Annotated in this window: 18 protein-coding genes; all 18 read right to left on the bottom strand. The window is 45.2% G+C overall.

Going from position 1 to position 24,300, the window contains the following annotated elements; translation table 11 throughout:
* Nucleotide 1: 1 nt before the first annotated feature.
* Nucleotides 2-805 (bottom strand): energy-coupling factor transporter transmembrane component T family protein, encoded by an 804-nt coding sequence (locus tag CXK86_RS22645; RefSeq protein ID WP_076253569.1) that lies wholly within the window; start codon nucleotides 803-805, stop codon nucleotides 2-4.
* Nucleotides 806-807: 2 nt separating this feature from the next.
* Nucleotides 808-1,671 carry an energy-coupling factor transporter ATPase gene (locus CXK86_RS22640; protein ID WP_076253568.1) on the bottom strand — a complete coding sequence of 288 codons (864 nt, stop codon included), beginning with the start codon at nucleotides 1,669-1,671 and terminating at the stop codon, nucleotides 808-810.
* The gene (locus CXK86_RS22635) at nucleotides 1,656-2,465 is read right to left on the bottom strand and encodes an energy-coupling factor transporter ATPase (protein WP_076253567.1); all 810 of its coding nucleotides are present in this window, start codon (nucleotides 2,463-2,465) and stop codon (nucleotides 1,656-1,658) included. Before CXK86_RS22635 ends, CXK86_RS22640 begins: the two co-directional genes overlap by 16 nt.
* 77 nt (nucleotides 2,466-2,542) lie before the next feature.
* Nucleotides 2,543-3,115: a biotin transporter BioY gene (locus tag CXK86_RS22630; RefSeq protein ID WP_036668056.1), complete on the bottom strand. Its 573-nt coding sequence runs from the start codon at nucleotides 3,113-3,115 to the stop codon at nucleotides 2,543-2,545.
* A gap of 73 nt (nucleotides 3,116-3,188) precedes the next feature.
* Nucleotides 3,189-4,172: a zinc-dependent alcohol dehydrogenase family protein gene (locus tag CXK86_RS22625; protein WP_076253566.1), complete on the bottom strand. Its 984-nt coding sequence runs from the start codon at nucleotides 4,170-4,172 to the stop codon at nucleotides 3,189-3,191.
* A gap of 224 nt (nucleotides 4,173-4,396) precedes the next feature.
* Nucleotides 4,397-4,726, bottom strand: a complete 330-nt coding sequence (gene cyoD, locus CXK86_RS22620) for a cytochrome o ubiquinol oxidase subunit IV (RefSeq protein ID WP_036606914.1) — start codon at nucleotides 4,724-4,726, stop codon at nucleotides 4,397-4,399.
* A complete protein-coding gene (gene cyoC / locus CXK86_RS22615; RefSeq protein WP_036606911.1) occupies nucleotides 4,727-5,347 on the bottom strand; it encodes a cytochrome o ubiquinol oxidase subunit III in 621 nt (206 codons plus the stop codon).
* On the bottom strand, nucleotides 5,348-7,318 hold the full coding sequence (locus tag CXK86_RS22610; RefSeq protein ID WP_036606909.1) for a cbb3-type cytochrome c oxidase subunit I: 1,971 nt from the start codon (nucleotides 7,316-7,318) through the stop codon (nucleotides 5,348-5,350).
* A 21-nt stretch (nucleotides 7,319-7,339) separates the two neighbouring features.
* Nucleotides 7,340-8,314: a ubiquinol oxidase subunit II gene (gene cyoA, locus CXK86_RS22605; RefSeq protein ID WP_076253565.1), complete on the bottom strand. Its 975-nt coding sequence runs from the start codon at nucleotides 8,312-8,314 to the stop codon at nucleotides 7,340-7,342.
* A 318-nt stretch (nucleotides 8,315-8,632) separates the two neighbouring features.
* A complete protein-coding gene (locus tag CXK86_RS22600; RefSeq protein WP_036606904.1) occupies nucleotides 8,633-8,896 on the bottom strand; it encodes a hypothetical protein in 264 nt (87 codons plus the stop codon).
* 360 nt (nucleotides 8,897-9,256) lie between these two features.
* Nucleotides 9,257-10,618, bottom strand: coding sequence for a GH1 family beta-glucosidase (locus tag CXK86_RS22595; protein ID WP_036668061.1), 1,362 nt, complete (start codon nucleotides 10,616-10,618; stop codon nucleotides 9,257-9,259).
* Between the two features lie 15 nt (nucleotides 10,619-10,633).
* On the bottom strand, nucleotides 10,634-13,015 hold the full coding sequence (locus CXK86_RS22590; protein ID WP_076253564.1) for a glycoside hydrolase family 95 protein: 2,382 nt from the start codon (nucleotides 13,013-13,015) through the stop codon (nucleotides 10,634-10,636).
* A gap of 190 nt (nucleotides 13,016-13,205) precedes the next feature.
* On the bottom strand, nucleotides 13,206-14,903 hold the full coding sequence (locus CXK86_RS22585; RefSeq protein WP_370511447.1) for an ABC transporter substrate-binding protein: 1,698 nt from the start codon (nucleotides 14,901-14,903) through the stop codon (nucleotides 13,206-13,208).
* 321 nt (nucleotides 14,904-15,224) lie between these two features.
* Nucleotides 15,225-16,928: an ABC transporter substrate-binding protein gene (locus CXK86_RS22580; RefSeq protein ID WP_036606898.1), complete on the bottom strand. Its 1,704-nt coding sequence runs from the start codon at nucleotides 16,926-16,928 to the stop codon at nucleotides 15,225-15,227.
* Nucleotides 16,929-17,305: 377 nt separating this feature from the next.
* The gene (locus CXK86_RS22575; RefSeq protein ID WP_076253563.1) at nucleotides 17,306-18,994 is read right to left on the bottom strand and encodes an ABC transporter substrate-binding protein; all 1,689 of its coding nucleotides are present in this window, start codon (nucleotides 18,992-18,994) and stop codon (nucleotides 17,306-17,308) included.
* 187 nt (nucleotides 18,995-19,181) lie between these two features.
* Nucleotides 19,182-20,084 (bottom strand): carbohydrate ABC transporter permease, encoded by a 903-nt coding sequence (locus CXK86_RS22570; protein WP_036606894.1) that lies wholly within the window; start codon nucleotides 20,082-20,084, stop codon nucleotides 19,182-19,184.
* 15 nt (nucleotides 20,085-20,099) lie between these two features.
* On the bottom strand, nucleotides 20,100-21,083 hold the full coding sequence (locus tag CXK86_RS22565) for an ABC transporter permease (RefSeq protein WP_036606891.1): 984 nt from the start codon (nucleotides 21,081-21,083) through the stop codon (nucleotides 20,100-20,102).
* Nucleotides 21,084-21,361: 278 nt separating this feature from the next.
* Nucleotides 21,362-24,271: a glycoside hydrolase family 2 protein gene (locus tag CXK86_RS22560; protein ID WP_076253562.1), complete on the bottom strand. Its 2,910-nt coding sequence runs from the start codon at nucleotides 24,269-24,271 to the stop codon at nucleotides 21,362-21,364.
* Between the last annotated feature and the right edge of the window lie 29 nt (nucleotides 24,272-24,300).

Genomic DNA, 24,300 nt, shown 5'->3' with positions numbered 1-24,300 from the left:
CTCACTTTCGTAATGCCAACAAAAGTGCGAAACAAAAAATGGATATGATCAGCACTTTATAGTCGAGCTTTTTGAAAGCTAACGTTCTCAGTTGCGTTCGATTCATGCCAGGGCTATATCCGCGTGCCTCAACGGCCAGTGAAGCGCTTTCGGCTTTCTGGAACGCTAACAGAAGGATAGGGACTACAATTGGGATAAAACTTTGCAGACGACGAACGATATTACCGGAATTAAAACGAACACCTCTTGCCCGCTGTGCCTTCATCACGTTGTCGGTTTCATTCAACAGGATTGGAATAAAGCGGATCGTCCACGAGATCATCAACGCAAATTCCTGTGTAGGAACACCCAACCGCTTGGCAGGCTTCAACAGATCTTCAATAGCCTGTGCGAGATCACCCAGCTTTGTCGTAAGTGTCAACAATGAAGCGATGACGAGAAGAAGAATGATGCGAATGGCTATATTACCTGCTTTAATGACACCCTCCTCGTAGATCGAAAACACTCCCGCTTCAAGCCATAGCTCCCCCCCTTGTGTCAGAAAAATGTGAAACACAGATGTGACAATGACTATTAGCCAAACAGGTTTCAATCCTCTAACAATATAGGAGGGTGGTATTTGCGATATAGTGACTACACACACCACAAACACCGCAGACAATACGTATGAAAGCCATGAGTTCAACAGCATGACAGACAACATGAACAAGAACGCGATGACGAGTTTAGCTCTTGGATCAAGCCGGTGAATGATGGAGTTTCTGTGGACATACTGACCAATGATAAATGATTGAGATAAGGACATAACTACAATTCCTTCCTCTGAAAAAAATCAGCAATATATGACAAAATCCATTCTTTCTTTACCGACTCCAGCTGCAATTCAACGTTCAATTTTACATTTATGGCTTCCACGAGCTGGAGCGCTTTAGGCAGCTTTAATCCCATATCTTTCAACTCAACTTGATATTCAGTGAACAATTGGAGCGGAGTCGTATGTCTTTGCACTTGACCACGTTCAAATATAATCACTTCTTCGGCGTACTCGGCAACAGTCTCCATATCGTGCGTCACCATAATGATCGTACTCCCCTGTTCCTGCTGCCAGGAACAAAAGAGTTCCATCAGCTGCTCTTTTCCTTCCGAATCCAACCCTACCGTTGGCTCGTCGAGAATAAGTACCTCCGGGTTCATCGCTAACACACTTGCAATTGCCACTCTCCGCTTCTCTCCGCCACTTAATTCAAACGGTGATCTATTGCAGAAAGATTCGTCCAGACCTACCATGTGTAATGCATCCAAGCATGTACTACGTACTTTTTCGGCCGACCAGCCCAAGTTCTTGGGACCAAAAGAAATGTCTTTTATTACCGTATCCTCGAATAATTGATGCTCCGGGAATTGAAATACAATACCTACTTTATCGTAGAGAACGTGCGTTTTTTTTCGATCGGTTGTCATTCGAAAATCCCCTATATCAACTGTTCCATTTATAGGTTGCAAAAGCCCATTGAGCAGCTGTACAAAAGTTGACTTGCCTGATCCCGTTTTCCCCACAACAGCAATAATACGATTATCGCCCATGGTGAGTGTAATGTTGCTCAATACGTTGTTCTCCAGTGGTGTTCCAACATGATACGAGAAGTCTACTTCTTTTAGTGTAATTTGCATAAATCATCCACCAAATCTTCCAGAGTGAGTGCCGAAGAAGAGTGCAGCCCCTTCCGGTTCAATGTCTCTCTTGCCTCGACAACAAAAGGAGCCGTTATCCCGGGAAAACGCCAGTATTCCCCCTGAAACAAGGCCTCGGGCGATCCATCATAACAAATGTCACCCTGATCAAGTACAATAACCCTCGAAGATGCTGCAATCTCCTCTAAGTCATGCGTAATTGTTACAATCGTAATTCCTTGTTTATGCAACTCTCCCATCAGCAATGCAATCTGATCTTTGCCTTCCGGGTCGAGCATTGAGGTAGATTCATCAAAAACAATAACTTCTGGTCCCATAGCGAGAACTCCCGCAATAGCGATACGCTGTTTTTGCCCTCCTGATAACGAATATACATCAGAATTATAATAATCCAGCATCCCCACTTGCCTCAATGCCTCTGTTACATGACGCTCGATATCTTCAGTAGGGACACAGACGTTTTGCAGGCCGAAGGCGATATCTTCAAACACTGTAGATGCTACAATTTGATTCTCTGGATTTTGAAAGATCATTCCAATTCTCTGACGAATGATACTTAAATCATTTTCATTGGATGTCACATAATCATTAAAAGTTACTTGGCCTGTGGTTGGAAGGAGTAACCCGTTCATTAACCTAGCTATGGTGGATTTCCCTGCTCCATTCCTTCCAGCAAACGCCACATATTCACCAGAACCAATATGAAGGTTAATATCGTTTAACATTGTTGCTCGGTTTGCATAACCAAACGTTACATTGGAAAAATGAATCACTGTAGTACCTCCATCACTTGGCGCGATTTACTTGTACAGAAGTGTTTAAGAATGTGCAGTCTCTGAATATCATAATGTTACACCCCCGGAGTCTGCCTTTTCGTATCCTGGATCATTGTAGGACTTACCTTGAGGATTCTAACAGCAATAAGTGAAGCAAGCACTGCTTTGAGCAAGTCGCCTGGAATGAAAACAAGGTTGCCTATGATAGCCTGTGTAATTGGTACATCCGTTATAAAGGACAGGAATGGAATACCCACTGCATACACAACAAGGATTCCGCCCACGATGTTGCTCAGTAGAAAGTTCCAAAATTTAATGCCTGCAACGGATGTACGTTGAACTAACAACCCAATCACAAAAGCAGCAATCGGATAACTAAGAACATACCCGCCTGTAGGTCCAACCAGAACACCCAAGCCCCCTCTGCCACCGGATAACAATGGAGCTCCTAAACCGATCAGAACAACAAAGAGCAAGAGACTTACCCCTCCCAATCGAGCACCAAGGATACTGCCTGCCAGCATCACGCCCAGCGTTTGGACTGTAATTGGCACAGGTATAAATGGTAGTGGAATCGGAGGTAACAGTCCAAGTACTGCAATAACAGCTGCCATAATCGCAGTAAACATCATATCTTTAATCTTCACAACAAGGCCCCCAATATGATTTAGTTGTTAATTACGCATTACTTTATGTTGAGTTTTTTCCAAGTCTTATGTACTACTGTATTAAGAGAATCTTCCCCTCGATACCCGATTCAGCCGCTGCAATAGCCTGTTGTACATTCGTTAGTTCATACGTCGCCCCAATGTTTGTCATGACAAGCCTCCCTGCTCTGACCAGCTCCATCACCTCATGAAATACCTGTTCCCAGCGTTCTTGTGAACAGCGTTCAACCCAATGCTTTAACCAGAAAAGTTTCACATGAACTTGTGTCCCCCGGGTTACTTCATGCCATAATGGTGTGATCCCCGAAAGCAATCCTACGCTGATGACCGTCCCATTTGGCTTAAGGCAACTCACCAACTGTTCCCCATCTGTCCCTCCAATACAATCCACGGCTGCATCTGCACCGTAGCCCTCTGTTAATTCCGTGATTCTAGCCTGTAGCAACTCTTTCGTTGTACTGATAACAGAAGCTGCTCCAAGACGATACAGTTCAGCAGTATGACGATCATCTCTCGTAAGCGCAATCAATTTAAATCCATAGATTTTTGAGATCTGTGCAAAGATTCGCCCGATTGCAGATCCCCCTGCATTCACAATCAGGGTATCACCATACGTAAGCTTAAGCACCTCTGTACAGATCAACCAAGCCGTAACCGGATTAATATAGAGCTGACTTGCTGAGTGATCATCGATATCATTCGGCACAATGATTGTATGTCGCTCCAAAGTCTTCACGACGTCCTGCCAAGTATTCTCGCCTTTTAGTGGCAAGACACGACGCCCCAACATTTGATTGGATACTCCCGATCCTACTGCTTCTACTATCCCCATACCCTCAAACCCGGGAACAGCTGGTAATCGGGTACGATGCGGGTAAGCTCCTCGAACAGGAATAATATCGGAGGGATTAATAGGCCGAGCATACATCCTCACTGCTAATTCACCGGGGCCAGGGGGTATCACATCTTTTTCTTCCATACATAACACTTCACTTGGTTCGCCAAAACGATAATAACGGATTACCCTTGCTTTCATTAGTACATCTCCTAAAATAATTTTGCTAAAATTGCTCTAACTAAAATATTGAATATATTTCCAGAGTGTATAACAATAGTATCACTGGTAAATTATTTCATCAACGACTTATTATGATATAATCCAACTTTTTTTTCATTAAAATATGCGATAACTTCTGCTTAGAAAAAAAAGAGCCCCACAACCTTGAATTCCAAGGTCGTGAAGCTCTTTCATCATATCAATTAATGTGCAACAGCATTGTTAAGCATAATCCAGATCGAACCAATTACGATGGTCATCATAATCAGCAAACCGAAGATAAGAGCCATCACATTCCAGCGTGGTTTCTCTGTTTCACGGATATGCATGAAGAAGAAGAGTTGAACCACAAACTGAAGTGCTGCCGTGCCAAGAACAACAATGAGTGTTCCTGTTCTTTCCATCATATCATTGAGAACCACCACAAGTGGAATGATTGTCAGAACGACGGACAGAATGAAGCCGATGACATAAGACTTCAGTGAACCATGTTGCTCATGACCGTGGGAATCATGTGAGTTGTGCTCTGACATCTACATCACCCCCATGAGATAGACGATCGACAGGAGGAAAATCCATACGACGTCCAAGAAGTGCCAGTACAAGCTGATGACGTTAATTTTACCGCGAGTAACATCGGTAATACCACGTTTTTTCAGTTGTAACATAAGTCCAATCATCCAGATCAGACCGAGCGATACGTGAAGTCCGTGAGTTCCCACAAGGGTGAAGAATGCGCCAGAAGCAGCACTCGTTGTAAAGCTGAACCCTTCGTGAATCAACTCAATAAACTCATATACTTCCAGTGCGATAAAGCTTGCACCCAGAACGGCTGTAACTGCCAGCCAACTGATTAATTGTTTTACTTTGCCTTGATTCATCGCCAGTACGGCTAGTCCGCTCGTAAATGAACTTGTGAGCAAGATAAACGTTTCGGCAATAACACCAGGCATTTTGATCAATTCAGACAAAATCGGTCCGCCCGCCGTATTGTCACGCAACACAATGAAGGTTGCGAACAATACGGAGAACAGGATAACGTCGGAAATCAGGAAGAACCAGAAACCGAGAATTTTCATTTCCTGTGGATCATGATGTCCATGGTCGTGACCATGTGCATGATTCTCACCGTGCTTAGCGGCTGCTTGAGCCATCTATACCGACCCCCTTAACGACGCTTCGGTACGTTTAATTTCGTCAACCGGAATGTAATAATCCGTATCATATGAGAATGAACGGGCGATCATACAGATCCCTACGCCAGCGAGTCCGAGAATTGCCATCCACAACCATCCGAAGACAAAGCCGAAACCGGCGATGAACCAGAAGACAGACATGATGAACGGAATTCCAGAGTTCTTCGGCATATGAATCGGCTCAAGCGGTTGCTCTGGCGGATAGATGCCTTTGGCACGACGTTCTTTCTCTTCCCACCACTCATCAATATCATCTCCGCGCGGTGTAACGGCGAAGTTGTATTCAGGAGCTGGTGAAGGAATTGACCACTCCAGCGTACGGCCATCCCATGGATCGGCGGAAGCTTTGAGTGATTTGTATTTGCGAATACCGTCTGCGATTTGTGCAACTTGGAACAGGAATCCGACACCCATCAGGAATGCCCCGATTGTGGATACGAAGTTCAGTTCCCACCAGCCAGTATCCCAGCCGTATGTGCTCAGACGACGTGTCATACCCATTAGACCGACAGCGTACTGCGGCATGAAGCAGACATAGAAACCAATATTCCAAGTCCAGAATGCCCATTTGCCCAGTTTCTCTTCGAGTTGGAAACCGAACATTTTAGGCCACCAGTAGTACAGACCTGCGAAGTATCCGAAGACAACGCCACCGATCAATACTTGGTGGAAGTGGGCAATCAGGAAGTAACTGTTGTGGAACTGGAAGTCAGCAGGAGCAACGGATAACAGAACGCCTGTCATACCCCCGACAATAAAGCACGGGATAAAGGCAAGTGTCCACATCATCGGAGTCGCCATGCGAATCCTTCCTCGATACATGGTAAACAGCCAGTTGAATATCTTAACCCCTGTTGGAATAGCAATCAACATCGTAGTTACGGCGAAGAATGCATTCACGTCTGCTCCGGAACCCATCGTGAAGAAGTGATGCGCCCATGTGAAGAAGGACAGGAAGCTGATGATCAACATCGCGAATACCATCGATTTGTAGCCAAACAGTTTTTTCCGAGAGAAGGTACTTACAATCTCGGAGAAAACACCGAATGCCGGCAAGACGACAATGTATACCTCAGGGTGACCCCACATCCAGATCAAGTTGATATACATCATTGGGTTACCGCCCAGATCAAGTGTGAAGAAATGCGCCCCGGCAAACCTGTCGAGGAATAACAATGCAAGTGTCACGGTCAAGATCGGGAAAGCAAACAAGATAATGATACAAGTGGAGAATACCGACCATGTGAACATCGGCATTTTCATCCATCTCATGCCTGGCGCACGCATTTTAATGATGGTAACCAGGAAGTTGATACCGGTAGCCAAGGAACCGATACCCGATATCTGTATACCCCATATATAGAAGTTCTGTCCTACCCCCGGACTGTGTGACAGCTCCGATAGAGGCGGATAACTCAGCCATCCTGCATCCGGTGAACCACCGATAACGAATGACAGGTTAAACAGCATTGCTCCCAGGAAGAATAACCAGAAGCTCAGTGCATTCAGGAACGGGAACGCAACGTCCCTTGCTCCGATCTGTAATGGCACGATAACGTTAAATAGACCAAACATAAATGGCATCGCCATGAACAAGATCATGATCGTACCGTGAGTTGTAAAGACCTGATTATAATGCTCAGGATTCAGAAATTCATTGTTAGGCATAGCTAGCTGAAGGCGCATCATTAGCGCATCCACACCACCACGGAACAACATGATAATGGAAGCAATGATATACATGATACCGATCTTTTTGTGATCGACAGTCGTTAACCAGTTACGCCAGAGCCAGCCCCATTTTTTGAAATAAGTTAGCACCGCTACAATAGTAATCATGGTAATTCCGATAGCTACCATCGCACCATAAATGAGCGGATCACCGGTTACGAAAAACTCCGATGCAAACTCTTTAAGTCCCTCTAACATTGGGGGCCTCCTTTCGAATCTTTAGTTAGCACTCTCGTCCTCGTCTTGATTGGACGTATCAGTTGCATTTTGAATGGCTCCAGAAGCTTCTTTTGAAGTTCCATGCTTACTGTGAGCACTTTGACCATCTACTACATACTTGGTCACAATATTTTGGAACAATCCTTCTGGGAAGGCAGAATAATAAGCAACGTTGCTTGTGCCTGGCTCAGCCAGTGCTTTGTAACCTTCTGTAGTCAACGCCTGAGAACTCTGTTTCACTTCAGCTACCCAATTGTCAAAATCTTCGTCCGATGTAGCATTCACATCAAAACGCATTTCTCCAAAATGCTCACCTGTGAAGTTAGCGCCTGAACCCCAGTACTTGCCTTCATGATCTGCCTGCAGATACAAGGTCATCGCCATACCCGACATCGTATAAATCTGTCCTCCAAGTTGCGGAATCCAGAATGAGTTCATCGGTGAATCCGCAGTGAGTTCAAATTTCACGGGCCGGTCTGCCGGAATATTCAACGTATTAACCGTTGCAATTCCTTGTTCTGGATACATAAACAGCCATTTCCAGTCCAGTGAAGACACTTGGATGGTAATTGGTGCTTTCTCGTGAGCCAACGGCTTCGAAGGTTCCAGAACATACGTGTAACGAATCGTTACAATTGCAAGTATTCCAATAATAATAATTGGAATGGTCCACCATACAACCTCCGCTTTGGTGCTATGAGCCCAGTTAGGTTCATATGCTGCTTTGTTGTCCGGTTTCTCACGGTAACGCCATACGATTACGGCAGCCAAAATGAGTACTGGCACAATAATGACAGCACACAAAATTGTCGAGATGACAATCAAATCTCTCTGCGAAGCGCCAATTGGCCCCTTCGGATCCAGAACAACGTACTGTCCGCCTGCCAGCATTGGCCAGACAATCAATGCAATTGTAACCAACGTCAGGACAACCGGAATGATAATCCGGATTAGCGACCTAGGTTTCTTGTTCATTTTGATCCCCTCTCCTTAAATTCGCTCATACTGAAAAATCAGTATACTACTCTCTTCCTACTAAAGATATCAGAAATGAACAACTTTTTTGTTCTTGTTAACAAATTTGTCGATTTTACACCTTAAATGTGTGAATTTTTTCTCACAAATCGCTTGCATGCTTGATATTTGTACTTCGTAATCTTTACACATCAAGTCACAAAATAAAACCCTTTGCAGTCCCGTTGAACAGTGTCAACGAATCCGCAAAGGGCTTTATTGACTGGATTCCGGGAACTCATCCAGTCTTATTATGAACGAATTAACGCAGGATTATAATCAATCGGCGCCTTCGTCTTCCCGGCGTGTATGAACAAGGCCAATCGCTTTGGCAATAACGTAAATAAACACACTACCTACAAGGAATCCAATACCAACCATCAAGCCAAGATTACGATCATTAAATTCGTTCAGATTGATCAGACACATGATCACTCCCGTAATGAGTGCGACCCATGCCAGAACTGTCATCGTCAAGACGGCGCGCCGCATATTTTTGTCTTTGCGCTCCAATTGGCTAACCATTGCTGTCTTCGATGCCATAGTAAACACTTCCTTTTCCCTTTTTGTAAGTGCTTTCCTTATACCAATATACCACATCAGCATGATTTTTAGTCAACAAATGTTCAAATTTTCTTCGCAATTTGGACACTTTATTTCAAATTTATCCGTTGACAAAACATTATTCATTTCTTTCTTACTTCTTATAACCCAAAAAACGTCTCTTCATAACAGGAACCGCACTTGACCTTATGAAACCTTTATGAACTACTCCTTTCCAACGGTAAAAATACAAAAAAAAGACGGCACATTGGAATACTCCAATGTTACCGTCATTCTCAGCTTTAATAAGGGAACCATATATAATGAGGACCTGCTCTACCCTTAAAACCTGCCAACCAACTATTGAGGATTATGTTCGTTCCGTGTCTCCAACCAATTATTCTTGATGACGTTCTGATACCAGTAATAACTCTCCTTCGGTGTTCTCACGAGTGAACGATAGTCCATATGAACAAGACCAAAACGCATACGGTAGCCTTCTGCCCACTCAAAATTATCCATCAGTGACCATGCCATGTACCCTTTCAGGTTAATGCCGTCATTAATGATGCGGTGAATTTGAGCCAAATGCTGCTCATAATATGAAATCCGGCGATCATCGTTAATTTTTCCGTTCTCCAGATCATCATTGATGCAGGCACCATTCTCTGTGATATATACATCCACATTGCCGTACTTTTGCAAGTAATGCATAAATTCATACAAACCACGTGATTCCACAGGCCAGCCAATATCAGTTTTGGTGAGGCCCATATCAACTTCTTCCGATTGCAGAGCACCTGCCTCCGGATTGAAGCGATTGATCCCCATCGTGTAATAGTTAATGCCGAGCAGATCGATTGGTTGCGAGATGATCTCCATATCACCTTCCTGAATTGGTACGGTAGCACCCGCTTCTGCAAACCAATCCACCATAAACTGCGGATATGAACCTTTGTAGATTGGATCAAGGAACCAATCGGTATTAAGCGCAATTGATCGGTCACACGCAGCTTGGTCCTCAGGAGATTTGCTGTACGGCTCAGCCCAGCACACGTTCGGAGCAATACCAATCTGACCGGTTGTTCCCAAGCGACGGAAGGATTGAACGGCTTTACCATGAGCAACCAGTAATCCATGTGCCACATTAATAGAAGTTTGCAGGTCTTTGTTTCCTGGCGCATGAATCCCCAGAAGGTTCGACAGGAACGCGATACACCATGGTTCGTTGAATGTCAGCCAGAAGTTGATTTTGCCAGAGAATTCTTTGAAGATCACTTCGGCATATTTCACAAAAGCATCCACAGTTCTGCGGTTGCCCCAGCCTCCGTCATCCTCCAGCGTTTGCGGAAGATCCCAGTGATACAGTGTGAGGAACGGTTCAATTCCAGCCTCGATCAATGCATCCACGAAGCGGTGGTAGAAGTCCAGACCTTCCCGATTGATCTCACCATCTCCGTCAGGAATAATACGCGGCCAGGCAATGGAGAACCGGTATGTGTTAATCCCGAGTTTCTTCATCAGTTCGATGTCTTCCTCGTAACGGTGGTAGCTGTCACACGCGACATCCCCATTGTCTCCGTTATATACTTTGCCAGGTGTGCGCGCAAACGTATCCCAGATGGATGCCCCGCGTCCACCTTCCTGTGCCGCTCCTTCTATTTGATAGGAAGCTGTTGCTGTACCCCAGCGAAAATCTTGCGGAAATTTAAAAATCGTCATGGTTATTCCTCCGTCTCATGATGACACGCGGATCGTCTGTCCTGCGGTCATGGTTAAAATAATTACATAATCGCCCTGAGGCGTAAGCTCTGCCTTGGCTTCTACATTTCCTTCTACACGCAGCGGATAAGCACTGCGAAGGGTCAGCGAGTCACTTCGGTCTGCCTTAATAACCGCTGTCACAAGCTTGTTGTCCGTCCACGTTATTGCTACCGTATAACCACCTCTTGCACGAAGCCCTTCAACTTGACCTTGAGTCCAGAGTTCAGGCAGTGCCGGCAGTAAATGTAACTCGTTCAAGTGACTCTGTAACAACATCTCGGCCATGCCAGCCGTGCCTCCAAAGTTACCATCGATCTGGAACGGCGGATGATCGTCAAACAGATTCGGATGTGTGGATCGGGCCAGCAACGTGCGCACAAACTGATGTGCCTGGCTGCCATCCAGCAGTCGTGCATACAGATTGATCAACCATGCACAGCTCCATCCTGTATGCCCGCCACGTTGTGAGATACGACGTTCAAGCGATACCCTTGCAGCTTCCACAAGTTCTGGTGTGTGCACTCGATTGATCTGCTCTCCCGGATACAGTCCATACAGATGGGAGACGTGACGATGCCCTGGCTCGGATTCGGCAAAATCCTTAAACCACTCCAGCAATTGTCCTTCGCTTCCAATTCGGAATGGATAGAGTTTCTCCAGAGCCTCGCTCCACTCGCTTGCCAACGACTCATCTATATTTAGTTGCTTCGAGGCCTCAATACAGCGGCTGAACAGTTCACGAATTAACGTCATATCCATCGTTGAAGCCATGGATATACTGCGTGCCTCCCCAGCATCTGTGAGAAACTTATTCTCTGGTGAAGTGGATGGAATCGTAACCAGATAACCATCGGGCCCTTCCACCAGCCAATCGAGACAGAACAGCGCCGCCTCTTTCATGATGGGATACGCACGTTCCTCAAGAAAACGCTGATCTCCGGTAAATTGGTAATGCTCCCATAGATGCGAGGTCAGCCACACGCCACCCATCGGCCAAAAAGCCCAGCTTGCATCTCCACCTGTCGGTGTAGAGGTTCTCCAGATATCCACGTTATGATGGGCAGTCCATCCACGGGCTCCATACAGAATCCGCGCCGTTCTTCGTCCTGTATCACTGAGATCGGTCAGCATATCAAACAGTGGCTCATGGCATTCACTGAGATTGCAGACTTCCGCTGGCCAGTAATTCATCTCCGTGTTGATGTTGATCGTGTAATCACTGTGCCATGGCGGCTCTACCTGATGATTCCAGATTCCCTGCAGATTGGCAGGCTGGCTGCCCGGACGCGAACTAGCCATTAACAGATATCTTCCATATTGAAAATAAAGTGCCTCCAGTCCAGGGTCTTGTTGCCCTGTCTGATAAGCCTGCAGCCGCTCATCTGTAGGTAATTCGGCGTTAGCCGATACCCCTAAATTAATAGAGACTCTGTTAAACAACGCGCTATGATCCTGAATATGTCGGTCACGAAGCGCTTCCGCGCCATGTGTGGTCGCTTTGGAGATCATCTCCTTGCATTCCTCTTCCAATACAAGATGATCCTTCACAGGTAACACATCGTAACTCTCAAAGGAGGTAGCCGCTGCCAGATAAAACACAACTTGATCAGCACCCTGAATATGTAACTTGCCTTCCGGATTGGAGACCTTCACCTGATCACCAGATGCCGTAAATGCTACACGGACAGCATAAGCCGTCCCCCGATCCTCTTCATAGAGAACGGATTCCGGGTGATCTCCGAAGTAATTGGACTCCACATGACTTGGGGTCCGACTGAACATGGTTAGAGCATCTCCCGAAGTCTCAACGCGATAAGGATGGGGACTGTCTAACGTAGCACTTACACTCACAGCGCCCTTCTGATCAGCAGTTAATGTACAGACCATCAGATCATCCGAAGCACTTGAATACACTTCACGTACGTATTGAGTTCCTTCCAATGAGTAGGTTGTGGTTGCAATACCCGATTCCAGATCAAGCTCCCGTTCAAATGCATCATATGAAAGATCATCCAGACCCTCATGGTGCAATAGAAAATGACCCATCGGTTGGTAGGCCTCTACATCACGACCAAGCATTTCACGGTTCAACAAATCCTCAGCTTCACCATACTGCCCAGACATGATCAACTCTCGCGTCTGCTTCAAATACCGCTGACTGCTGTATTGAATCGTATCCCGTGGAAACCCTGACCATAATGTATCTTCATTGAGCTGAATTCGTTCATCTGCTGCGCCACCGTACACCATGCCTCCAAGACGGCCGTTTCCGATGGGCAATGCTTCTTCCCAGCGTTTTGCCGGTTGTTGATACCATAGACGATTGATTTTAGGTTGGTTATTGTGTTGGGACATGATTAGCTCCTGTTCCTGAATAAGCAGTATATTTCTTATGTCATAAAACGTTTTCGGTAAGTGCTTACAATAATAAAATTATATGTGATTTCAAAATTTGCGTCAATGCAAATCATCACATCATTCCACAAAAAAAAGGCCCCATATAGGGCCCTTTCCTTGTGTAACCATGGATCGCAGACAATCCATATTATTTTACGTCTTTTCCTGTCCACAGAGAGACACGTTCCTTAACCCAAACCGTAAATTGTTTCTCCATTTCAACTGCACCCGCTTTGTCCAAATCAGCCAGTAAAGCATCATAGGTTGCATCAAAGTTTGCTGGTGTAGTCAGAACAGCTTCCGGAATCCGTTTACGGATGATATCCTGCGTTTTCTGGAACGTTACCTCATAGTCTGTACCGGAAGGTACGGACATGTTATACGCTGCGCCCCAATCCTTAACTGGCAGATCTTCTTCAGCCGGATAGAACTCTTTCCAAGTCGTGATACCGTAAGCTTTCAGCGTTTCTTTCTCTGCAGCCGTGTAACCAGCTACAATCTGCTCAGGGAAGTTTGTTGTGTAGTAGTTATCCGTAGAATCTTTTACACCATCACCGTATCTTGCGCTAAATATGTTATACATCCCAATTCCTGTTTCCTTGCTGAAATTGGAGTTGTCATTCGTTTTGCGGTCTTGAACGTCTTCTGGAATCACGCGTTTACCATCTTCTACGTTGTAATGTTCACCTTCGATACCCCAGTTTCTCAGAACTTGTCCTTCATCGGAAGCAAGCCAATCCATGAATTTGATGATACGCACTGGATCTTTGGCCGAAGTTGTAATCCCGATGCCATAACCGTCAAATCCGGCTGGTTGGAACGTATGATCCACAATCTCATCGTTAAGTGATACAGAGAAGTGAGCGTATGTGGCATCATCCTTACCTGATGATTTAAGCGCGTTCTCCGCTTCTTGATAGTTCCACTCTTGGTCAATCAGACCGAGGACACGGCCACTGGCAATTTTGGACTTGTATTGGTCATCCTTTTGAACAAAGGCATCTTTGTCCAGTAGGCCTTCATTGTACATTTTATTCAACCAGCGGAAATATTCTCTTTCCTCTGGACGTTTGTAGTGCAATTTGGCTTCATACGTTTCAGGGTCAATGTAATATTCACCATCATCCGGTGCACCTGTTGCCTGGAAAGCCGGGTTCGTTACCGTGATCATGATTTTCCAATCATCTGCATTCAATGTTAATGGAATGGTTGGTTGACCATCAATGGTTGGATGTTTTTCATAATAGGCTCTGAGTACATTCTCGTAATCCTCAAGTGTCTTCACTTCAGGGTATCCGAGCTCTTTCAATACTCTTTGCTGAATTTCAAATCCACCTGTAGCGTCAAACGTAACATTATCAACACCCATATTGGTTGGAATGGTATATATCGCTTGATCTTCCAAACTGTATTTCAAACGATTCATCTGTTCTCCGTAGATTTTTTTCAGATTGGGAGCATGCTCCTCAATCAGATCCGTGAGATCCAGCATCGCGCCTGCATCCACAAGCTTAGATAAGTTACCTTTAGGGTAGATCATATCAGGAAAGTCACCACTGGCAGCCATTAGCGCAATCTTCTGGTTACCACCATCGTTTACATCATACTCTGCTTCAATGGTAACGCCTGTTTGCTCCGTAATCTTTTTACCAACAGCATCTTGCATCTTGTTCCAGGTTGGACTAGCATCCGCCCCGAAGAATGTAACTGTGATCGGTTCGGTTCCGCTGGACTCCGAAGTCTCTTTGGTTCCCGAATTCCCACAACCAGCTGTAACCAACATTGCACTTGCGAGCATCAACATTGCAAACGTCTTGGGTGTATTGCCTTTCATTTTGCCTCTCATTGTCTAGTTCCCCCTATTATTTATGAAGGTTTTATCTGTATAACAGGCTTTATGCCTGAGGATACCACTTTTTTTGAATGCGCTTTCGATATCGTTCATTCCGACGTGTTTACTGAAGCTGACGTTTCGATTCTGCCAAAAGAAAGATTCTTCTTCTAACAAACGTAAAACGTTTTCGTAAATGGAATAAACCGCTTACTGAAAGTGCTTACATGATAGATTATAGGCTATCCATCACCTCACGTCAACAACAAAAAAAGCCCTTTCTCAAGGGCTTTTTTTGCTATGAAAATCAATAGCTTTCATGCTTGGTTTTCAAGCTTATTTCACATCTTTTCCAGTCCAGAGAGCTACACGTTCTTTGATCCAAACCGTGTATTGTTTCTCCATCTCCACTGCACCCGCTTTATCGAGTTCAGCCAGAAGACTATCATATACGCTGTCGAAGTTCTCAGGTTTGGCAAGGATCGCCTCTGGAATACGTTTACGTACGATATCCTGTGTTTTCTGGAACGTTACGTTGTAATCCGTGTCAGATGGTACAGGCATGTTGTATGCTGCGCCCCAATCTTTCAGCTTCAGATCATCGTCGGAAGGATAGAAATCTTTCCATGTTGTAATACCATAGGCTTTCAACGTTTCCTTCTCAGCGGCAGTGTAACCAGCTTGAATCTGTTCAGGGAAGTTCGTTGTATAGTAGTTATCCGTGGCATCTTTCACACCATCACCATATCTGGCGCTAAATATGTTATACATACCTACGCCTGATTCTTTGGTAAAAGCAGAGTTATCATTGGTTTTGCGATCTTGTACGTCAGCCGGAATGATGCGTTTCCCATTCTCGACTTGGTAATGTTGGCCTTCAACGCCCCAGTTTCTCAGGACCTGACCTTCATCGGAAGCAAGCCAATCCATGAATTTGATAATACGTACCGGATCTTTGGCCGAAGTTGTGATTCCGATACCATAACCGTCAAATCCCGTCGGTTGGAACGTATGATCCACAATATCCTTGTTCAAGGATACGGAGAAGTGGGCATATGTTTTGTCTCCACCGTTAGATGATTTCAAAGCATTCTCCGCCTCACCATAGTTCCACTCTTGGTCAATTAGACCAAGTACACGGCCACTGGCAATTTTGGATTTGTATTGGTCATCCTTTTGAACAAATGTATCTTTATCAAGCAGACCCTCATTGTACATTTTGTTCAACCAACGGAAATATTCCTTTTCTTCAGGGCGTTTGTAGTGTAGAACGGCTTCATAGGTCTCAGGATTGATATAATACTCACCATCATCCGGTCCACCCGTAGCTTGGAATGCAGGGTTCGTTACCGTAATCATAATTTTCCAGTCATCTGCATTCAATGTTAACGGAATAGTCGGTTGACCATCAATCGTTGGATGTTTTTCATAATACGTTCTCAGTACGTTCTCGTAGTCCTCAAGCGTTTTTACTTCAGGGTAGCCAAGCTCTTTCAATACTCTTTGTTGAATTTCGAATCCGCCCCTAGCGTCAAACTCAACGTTATCTACACCCATATTCGTCGGGATCGTGTAAATGGCTTGATCTTCCAGACTGTATTTCAGACGGTTCATCTGATCACCATAGATTTTTTTCAAGTTGGGAGCATGCTCCTCAATTAGATCGGTCAGGTCCAGCATCGCGCCTGCATCCACAAGCTTAGACAAATTGCCTTTAGGATAGATAATATCAGGGTAATCACCACTGGCAGCCATCAAAGGAATCTTTTGGTCACCACCATTATTCACATCATACTCAGCTTCAATTGTAACTCCCGTTGCCTTAGTAATTTCTTGACCGACAGCATCCTTCATGTTATTCCAGTTCGGACTCGCGTCTGCACCAAAGAATGTAAAGGTCACTGGACTGGTTGTATCTCCGGAATCAACCGGTTTCTCTGAAGCGTTAGTTCCTCCTCCACTGCCGCTGCATCCTGCTGTAATTGCAAGAGCACTGGCTAACAGAAGCATTGCGAATGTTTTTGGTGTTTTGCCCTTCATGTGTAATCCCCCTTATGGATATTAATGAAGCTGTATATTTGTATAACAGGCTGACCTGCAAATACCGTAACCAGATGAAACAAATGTAATTTTCTTGTTTTTATAACATTAGAAGCGTTTTCTTAAAAATAAACAAATGATCTTCTCTTGCTTTACTTCCTCTTCATTCTGCAAATGTTTACTTTGAGATTCAGGTGTATGGCACGTGTTGTACAAGCGAATGTAAGTGCTTTCATACTTGAATAATAATCTCTCCTATATCCCTTGTCAATAGTGAATTTATAAAATTGAAAACGTTTTTTAGAAAACGTTTTAGATAAAAAAAGAACCCAAATATTCTGGGTTCTTTTTCGTTTTAGATCTGAATTGCTAATCGTTTATTTAGCTTCTTCACCGCTCCACAATTGAACACGGTTTTGAACGAGTTCTGTATATTGTTTCTCCATATCCTCTGCGCCTGCTTGGTTCACTTCTGTAATCATGCCGTCATAGATCGCATCGAACTGTTCAGGAGTACTCAGAATGGCTTCCGGGATACGCTTCCGGATGATATCCTGTGTTTTCTTGAAGATGACGTTGTAGTTGGAGTCACCTGGTGTTGGCAGATTGTATGCTGCTCCCCATGGTTTGATTGGGAACTCATCTTCACTCGGGAACAGATCTTTCCACGTCGTAGCACCGTAAGCTTTGAGTGTTTCTTTCTCTGCATCGGAATATGCTGCAACGATCTGTTCAGGGAAATTCGTAGTGTAGTAGTTATCCGTTGAATCCTTCACACCGTCTCCATAGTGACCGGACATATTGGTGTACAGTCCGATACCCGTTTCTTTCTGGAATACAGCTGCATTATTGGTTTTCTGATCCAGAATGTCGGCAGGAATGACACGTTTGCCGTCCTTCACTTCATACTGATTGCCCTCAATTCCCCAGTTCATCAGCACTTGCCCTTCTTCAGAAGCCAGGTAATCGAAGAATTTGATCGTACGAACCGGGTCAGGATTCGATGTTGTAATCCCTACACCCCAACCGGATACAAAACCAGGGTCTTGGTAGGCATGATCCTTGATATCCTCGGACAGGGTTACTGGAAAGTGTGAATACGTTGCTTCAGTCTTACCAGCGGATTTCAATGCATTTTCTGCATCGGAATAACCCCAATCCTGGTCAATGACACCCAGAACACGTCCACTTGCAATTTTGGATTTGTATTGGTCTGTTTTCTGGATAAAGCTGTCCTGATCCAGCAATCCAGTGTTGTACATATGGTTCAACCAGCGGAAGTACTCTTTTTCCTCTGGACGTTTGTAATGCAGACTTGCTTCATACGTCTCTGGATCGATGTAGTATTCACCATCATCCGGAGCTCCTGTTGCCTGGAAGGCAGGGTTCGTTACAGTAATCATGATTCTCCAATCATCCGCGTCCAGTGTTAACGGGATGGTTGGCTGACCATCAATCGTTGGGTGTTTTTCTTTGTACTCCTTCAATACATTCTCGTAATCCTCAAGTGTACGCACTTCCGGGTATCCGAGTTCTTTCAGTACACGGTGCTGAATGCCAAATCCACCACCTGCATCAAAATACTTTTGGTCTACCGCATAATACGTTGGCAGCACATAAATAGCCTGATCTTCATTACTGTATTTCAACCGGTCCATGTAATTACCATACAGCTTCTTCAGATTGGGAGCATATTGGTCGATCAGATCTGTCAGATCGAGAATTGCTCCGGCATCCACCAGTTTGCTGAGTTCTCCTTTGGGGGAGACAATATCCGGATAGTCTCCGCTCGCCGCCATTAAGGATATTTTATCTTGACCACCACTAACGGCAAATTCACCGTTAAGGGTTATCCCTGTTTTTTCCGTAAGGACTTTACCTACTTCATCCTTCATGCCATTCCAGTTCGGACTGGGGTCAACGCTGAAGAAATCAAAAGTAAGTGGAGTTGTCTCTGCGCTTGTATCCTTGAACGACGTATCACTGCCGCTTCCTCCACCGCAACCTGCGAGTAAAGACATTGCAAGCACTGGTGCCAGTGCAATCTTCATTTTGGAACTTGCCATAATGGTAATCCTCCCTGTTTCATATGTCTGTCTTATCCGGGACTTTTTTGTCCCTGTCTATAGCTTCATGAATACCACACCGCAGCCCTATACGGTGAAGCGCAGACCAAATGGCTGCGCTTCGGATATCCTGATGCTTCATTTGTAGATGTACGGCCGCTCTATGTGGCAGCCTGTACCCAATTGTTTAACCTTTTACTGCGCCCAGTGTCATACCACCAACAAAGTACTTCTGAAGGAATGGATATACAATGAGGATTGGAACCGTTACAACGATCGTAATCGCCATTTTGATCGATTCCGGTGAAATCTGTGTCATTTGCTGCGCCATATCATTGGCATTTCGTCCAGCACCTGAGCCCTGCTGTGTACTTTGCAATACTTTCATCAGCTCATATTGGAGCGTGGTCAGATGTGCCTTTGAACCATTATACAGGTACGTATCGAACCACGCATTCCATTGACCTACAGCCAGGAACAATGCGATGGTAGCAAGCACTGGTTTACACAGTGGCAAGATGATTCTGTAATAGATTGTAAAGTCATTCGCTCCATCCAGCTTCGCCGATTCCTGCAATGAGTATGGCAGGCCATCAATGAATGAACGGATGATAAACACGTTAAATGCACTGATCATGCCAGGCAATACATATACCCAGAATGTACCGATCAGGTTCAAGTCACGCATCAGAATGTACACCGGAATCAGACCACCGGAGAAATACATCGTGAGCGCGAGTGTTGTGGAAACAAATTTTCTAAGTCCAAAATCAGGTCTGCTCAGTGTAAAGGCGATCATGGATGAACTGATCAATCCGAGCACGGTACCTACAAGTGTACGCAGAATGGAGATTTGCAAACCTTGTAACAATCCATCATATTGGAAAATCGTTTTGTAGTTCTGTAATGTGAATTCGCGAGGCCACAAGTAAATTCCGCCACGTACTGTATCTGTCGAGTTATTGAGTGAGATGGCTAGTACGTTAAGGAATGGATAAAGTGTTACAACCAGCACCATGGTCATCGCGAGGATGTTGAATATATCGAACAGTTTATCGCCCCGAGTAGCATTGAATGCTTTGTTCGCCATAATGTCGTCCCCTCCCTACATGATGCTTTCTTTTGTGAATTTTTTGAACAAGCCGTTCGCAGTAAACAGAAGGATGATACTGACAACGGAGTTGAATATACCTATGGCTGTACCATATGAGAATCGTCCCATATTCAAACCATAATTGAGCGCATATAGATCAAGTACTTCCGAGTAGTCTGTGACCAGACTGTTGCCAAGCAAGAACTGCTTCTCGAAACCGATACTGATCAGATGTCCAATTGACATGATGAAAAGTACAGAAATCGTGGTCCGTATGCCAGGCAGCGTAATATGCCACATCTGTCTCCAGCGGTTGGCTCCATCTACACGGGAAGCTTCATACAACTCATTGTCGATACCTGTAATCGCCGCCAGATAGATGATGGCATTCCAACCGGTTTCCTTCCACATATCTGAAGCGGTTACAATGTACCAGAACAAGTTCCCCTTGGCCATGAATTGGATCGGCTGATCGATAATGTTCAGTCCTACCAATAGATCATTGATAATCCCTCCATCGGTGGAGAGCATCTTCGTAATGATCCCGGCTACAACAACCCAGGATACAAAGTGAGGCAGATATGATACCGTTTGCACGGCACGTTTGAAGAACATGCCTCTCATTTCATTCAGGAGAATAGCGAAGAATATCGGTACGATAAAACCGACAACCAGTCCCATCAAACTCATTGCAAGTGTATTTCGAAGTACCAGATAGAAACGATCATCACTGAACAGCTCTACAAAGTGTTTAAAACCAACCCACTCTTGATCACCAAACGATCTGGCAGGTTTATAATTTTGGAAAGCCATCGTCCATCCCCATAGTGGCAGATAGTTAAATACGAAAACCCAAGCTACGAATGGCAATGACATGAGATAGAGATATTTCTGCTGTTTCATTCTGTCCCAAATTCCGTTCCGCCGATTCTTTAAAGGCGGTTTGGGGTCACTGCTTCTGTTCGCGGAAGCGGATTTTTTTGTTAGCGTTTCCATCTCCGTTCCCCCTCCTCTGTTTTATAAAATAATCATACTCGATAGAGCGTTTTCAAAATACCATCTGGATTTTAGAGAAAATCATATAAAAATTAGATATAGACATATATAATCAGACATTAATTCGTTAAAATCAGTGATAAATTCTACTTTCAAATGATATAAAAGTAATATTAAGGTAAAATACTATCGAAAGTGGTAAATATCGAAAACGTTTTATAGTAATCGTTTACTTCAATTACATGGCATACAAAAAGGACCCTTTCGGGTCCCTCTGGTTACAATGTAAACTGAATGGTTTGCAGTTTAACGATGCCGAGTAGTTGCGCTACGGATATGGAGGTTGCTGGACGGAATTGATCTCCATTCAGATACGCAAGCATCTCCTGAAATAAGTAGGCGGCTTCCGGACGCTTCATTACAGCCAGATTGGCAAACGGAAGTGAGGATATCAAAATCTTGCCCTTCCCTACTTTTGCCTCAAAGGCATAAGCGAGTCGTTTGGCCCGATGGAAATGGTCCACCACTTCGATCAGCGGCTCCACCCCGGGCAACGTATCCAAACATATCGCTGGTGTACCGTTCACCAAGTGATACCAATGCCAGTCCGAAGCCCCATCATGCGGGAAGGAGCCTAGTAGTGCTAGCTGATCTCTCAAATACATGCCCATCGTTGCACCAGGCTGAGTAGCAAACATCAGGTAATTCCAGAATACAGGCAGATACTTGGTCTCCACTGAATCATATAACCCTTCTACGGTTGCCTGTAGCCAAACACTTCCCCCGTTGACCACATAATCAACGACATTGGGTGTTAACGACTGAACGATAACCAAGTCAATCTCCCGATTTTTCAACAACTGAAATCCATCGATGCGATCTACGCAATCATCATGCGCTTCACCCAGGAATGGCTTCAACTCTGCCATGGTATTCCAGAACCGATTCGAACCCGGATGAGACTCGTAAAAAGGAAACGACCAGCCATGCCATACATTCGCTACAGTTCTCTCCGAATCGCCTGATATCAGCTCCGCCTCGATCCGAAAAGCTGCTGCCCCTTCATGAGGAGCGGTAGCGACGAGGCTTCCCAGTGACATGACGGACCCACATTGGATATCTCCGGTCTTCCATGCCCCTTCAGTAAGTATCAGATCATCGCTTATTAATCTCCACTGAATGACCGCGTCCTCAAGCGGCTCCTTACCGTAGTGAGAGAGACGTACATCGACATGAATGGGTTCTCCGGCGTAAAATGTACGCTCGTTGCAGCTTAACAACAGCACCACATCAGCGTTGAAACACATGAATTCTTCTGGTGTTGTAATGCCTTTGTCGTCCCAAAATACATCCAGAATGCCCGTCGTAGCATGTCCCTGTCCTGGAAAATCGCGAATGTCCAGAAGTTGTACGCCCGCAGCGTCCGGTGTTCGCCGAATCCGCTCCATGGCTTCTTTTAAGGAACGTACCAGATGGGTACCACTGACCTGTTGAAAATGCTCCAAGTCCTCGATCATGCCTTTGTTTGTTAACGATTCTTCGATCGGTCGTAACCAGCTAGGACGCAATACGCCAGTATACTTCGCTCGCTCTTGGGGCCGCACATACATGGTGTACTGTGCATGTTCGTGCCCAATGACGGGATGCTCCGCGAGCCGAGTGACTGCATGATAGTCCAGCGTGGTATCCGGCACAGCAGAATATGCAGATTCCAACGGGGGATGCCAGTTCAACGACTGAATATAATAATCACCTTCCCGCCCTTGCGCCGGAAGCTGTCCAAAACCTGTATTGTCCGTATATAACCGGGTCGGGTCCATATCCCTTGCCCTTGAGACCAATGCATTGAGTTCTGGGTGGCCATTCGGACCAATGAGTTCATTCCCCATGGAGAACATAACGAATGAGGGATGTCTATGCAGCGACTGAAGCAACCCGTCCAGTTCTTGTGTCAGATAGGTCAATACTTCAGCTGGCGCAGACTGATCCGATTGTTCAAAGAAACGAGACCAATGGGGAAGTTCTGCCTGCACCAGCATGCCTGCTTCATCAGCAGCATCCCAGAAAGGCTCCGGCGCGCTCCACCCATGCAGTCGGACATGATTGAAGCCATACGATCTGGCGATTCGAAATTGCTGAAGATAATGCTCCTTGTCCCAGACGGGATAACCCGTCAGTGGAAAGATACAGCAATCGACGTATCCACGCAAATATACTGGTGTCCCATTCAACTCAAGCTGCTTCCCGTTTGTTGCAAAGGAGCGTACACCAAATGATTGCTCCAGCCGATCCAGTTCCTGTTCACCGTCATAGAGACGGATCACAGCCTTGTATAATTCAGGAGATTCATCCGACCATCTTGCGATAGACTTCTCTGTTCCAAGTTCCAATCGCCACTGATCTATTACAGCGTTACTTTCAGTTAACCCTGCTGAGCTTATATCCACATGTGATGGATCACTCAGACTCACATTACAACTATATCGATCAAGCCATGTGCCGTCCGGTTGCTGGATATCCACATGTAATTGCATCGATCTAGCGGAAGCATCTGCGGGAGCGCTTACAGTACAATCAACCAGAATGGTTCCGTTCTCAGCATCTGGTTGAATACGTAACGTCTGTAATCGGCATGGGGGCAGACTGTCCAGATAAACACCACCCGTGATTCCACCCCAGGCTGTGGCCGTATGCAATGAATGAATATGGCTACCCGCCAGCGGAAGTTTCATCGTATTATCCACGCGCATCTCCACACGATTCACTTCTCCCTGCTTCACCAGAGAGGTAACATCCCACTTCTGTTGATTCACCAGACTATCCTGCTGCCCGGCATACTGTCCATTGATCCAGAGATGCGTTGTCCATCGGACACCTTCCAATCTGAATACATAGTGGCATCCGGGATCGTCTGATGGAACATGAACATCCTGAGCATAACAGGCTGAGCCTTCAAATTCGCGTACCTTGGTCCAAGTATCGAGCCTTTCGTATTCAGGCTCATCTCCGTATCCTTGCTCTTCCCATGAACCGGGAATCTGAATGGTCTCCCATGATGTATTTTTACACTGTGATGGCGGTAATATCTCTTGTTCAACGAGTATATCGGACTCCAGATCCAAACAAAACTGCCATGTTCCATTTAAGTTCAATGTATGACGTACAGCGCCTATATCAGACAAATTCATATCGTATAGCCATCCCTTCATCTGGATTC

Origin of the sequence: Paenibacillus sp. BGI2013, from assembly GCF_002843485.1 — a bacterium.
Classification (GTDB): domain Bacteria; phylum Bacillota; class Bacilli; order Paenibacillales; family Paenibacillaceae; genus Paenibacillus; species Paenibacillus amylolyticus.
Note: the sequence above shows the minus strand (reverse complement) of the source record. Positions and strands in the feature narration are given on the sequence as shown.